Raw genomic sequence first — 2,498 nt, 5'->3', positions numbered from 1 at the left:
AGGGTTAAGGCACTTCCAAATACCGTGTCGAGCCAGCCAACCCCCCCGACCAGATTCGCTAGAAAACAACCGATGCCCACCCCCCAAATGGCCTCGGGAAATACGAAAGGCAGTACGGTCAAAAACTCTGAAACCCGGACCTGAACCGGACCGTATGAAAGGGAATGCAGAGGTGGCGTCACCGTCAACACGACATAGATCGCGGCAATCATCGCCGCCCGGATGCTTAGAAGCATTTCAACCTTCCTCCAAACTCTTTCCCATTCCTGGTGGAAGCAGGCACGTCACCGGTAAATATGCCGGAGGGCCAATCCAGGGGTTGTCCACCCACTGGGTTCTTTTCCGCCGCCGGATTAAGTGGTATCATAGTAACATGTGAGGGCCATGGATTCCACAGCCAAACGGAAAAAACAGAGTAGGAAACAAACGATAAAAGTGAAATCCCGCTTTCTTGGAAGCGGGAAATGGTTGTTTGTCGGCTTTTTTTCGGGCCTCATCGTTACTAGTTTATTTTTTATGGCTTTCCTGGCCGACATCCAGGAAATAACCGAGCAATCGGACAATTACAAACCATCGCTTACCACCCGGATCTATGACCGCAACGGAACGCTGATCGACTCGCTCTTCACCGAAAACCGTCAATATGTCGAATTCACCCAAATTCCGCCTCTCCTCAGGAACGCTTTTATCGCCAGTGAAGACCAGAACTTCTATACTCATCCGGGTATCGATCCCCGAGGAATCGCCCGTGCACTCTGGCAGGACATCGTCAACCTGAGGATCGTGGAAGGCGCCAGCACCATAACCATGCAGCTTTCCCGGAACCGCTTTCTCAGTCACCGCCGAATCTGGAGACGGAAGATCAAGGAGACCATGCTCGCTTTCTTCCTGGAAAAACAGTATACTAAAGACGAAATCCTGGAAGCCTACCTGAACGAAATTTATTTCGGACATGGCGCGTACGGGGTGAAAGCCGCCGCCCAGATCTATTTCGGGAAAGAACTCGCTGAACTCAACCTGGCCGAAATCGCCATTATGGTCGGCATCCCCCGTTCCCCGTCCAACTTTTCCCCCTACAACAACTTTGAACGGGCCAAACAGCAGCAGCGGCGGGTCTTGCGCAGAATGTACGAGTCCGGCCTGATCAGCGCGCGGGACGTGGAAGAGGCCCTGGAAACCCCGATCGTACTTTCCGGCCTCCGGGAAAGGAGATCGAATAACCCATACTTTGTCGATCACATTCTCAGAGAACTCCTCGGTCACTTCGACGAAAAAATGGTGTTCAGCGGGGGGCTCAAAATTCACACCACTCTGGATTCGGAAATCCAGACCATAGCGGTCCGCGAGTTTGAGAAAAGCGGTCACCAGGGGGGTGTACTGGTCATGGACCCGGATACCGGGGGGATCTTGGCCATGGTCGGCGGTCGGGATTACCGGGAGAGCAAGTTCAATCGAACCACTCAGGCCCGCCGCCAACCCGGTTCCTCCTTCAAACCTCTCATTTACGCTGCGGCCATTGATAGCGGGTTTTCCCCCAGCACCGTTTTCATCGATGAGCCAGTAGAGTTCCCTGACGGTTGGAGTCCACAAAATTATGAAAAGACTTTTTCAGGAGCAATGACCTTGCGGGAAGCACTTGAACGCTCAACCAATATCGTCGGAATCAAGCTCTTGGAGGCGGTCAGCCTTGACCGGGCCATCAATTATGCTAAGCGCCTGGGGATTGAAAGCCATCTGGAAAAAAATCTGTCACTCGCGCTGGGAACTTCGGAAGTCACACTCCTGGAGATGGTCCGCGCCTTCAGTGCCTTCGCCAACGAAGGTAAAATCGCCGAACCAATCGCCATCCTCCGAGTGGAGGATTTCGAAGGCAACACCATTTATGAAAATACCCCATCAACCCACCGGGCTGTCTCTGCTGATACCGCCTATGTAATGGCTCGGATGTTACAAGGAACCATCGAACGCGGTACCGGTCGGCGAGCGAACATCAACCGGCCAGCCGGTGGAAAAACCGGAACGACCGAAAACTTTGCCGACGCCTGGTTTGTGGGATTTACCCCGGATCTGGTCGGTGGAATCTTTATCGGTAACGACGACGGCACTCCGCTGGGGCCAGCCCAGACCGGGGGAATCATCGCTGCGCCCATTTTCGCTTCGATCATGACCGAAGCACATCAGGACAAGCCGGTACGGGATTTCACAAAACCCGACTCGATTGTGGAGATCCGCGTCTGTGCTGAAACGGGACTCCTTCCCTCCCCCAACTGTCCGCAGACCATCGTCATGCCCTTCCGGCCGGGTACTGTACCGAATGCAACCTGCCGGGAACACCCCTGAGAAAGTCCATTATTATTTCAGATCCACCACCGTCACCCCCAAACCCCCTTCTTCCGGGGTACCCGACCGGAACGAGGCTACCTGGGGGTGCTCCCTGAGAAAGTCTTCGGTTATCCTCCGCAAAACTCCTTCCCCCCGCCCATGGATCACATACACGG

At 54.3% G+C, this 2,498-nt stretch carries 2 protein-coding genes; one reads left to right on the top strand and one right to left on the bottom strand.

All coding sequences use genetic code 11. From position 1 onward, the window contains the following. On the bottom strand, positions 1 to 236 hold a 236-nt coding region (locus tag VLH40_01065; protein HSV30598.1), incomplete at its 3' end, for a QueT transporter family protein. Positions 237 to 435: 199 nt separating this feature from the next. Between VLH40_01065 and VLH40_01060 the strand changes: the two genes are divergently transcribed. Then, positions 436 to 2,340 carry a penicillin-binding protein 1A gene (locus VLH40_01060; protein ID HSV30597.1) on the top strand — a complete coding sequence of 635 codons (1,905 nt, stop codon included), beginning with the start codon at positions 436 to 438 and terminating at the stop codon, positions 2,338 to 2,340. The last annotated feature ends 158 nt before the right edge of the window (positions 2,341 to 2,498 follow it).

The organism is Atribacteraceae bacterium (genome assembly GCA_035477455.1).
GTDB lineage: Bacteria > Atribacterota > Atribacteria > Atribacterales > Atribacteraceae > DATIKP01.
Note: the sequence above shows the minus strand (reverse complement) of the source record. Positions and strands in the feature narration are given on the sequence as shown.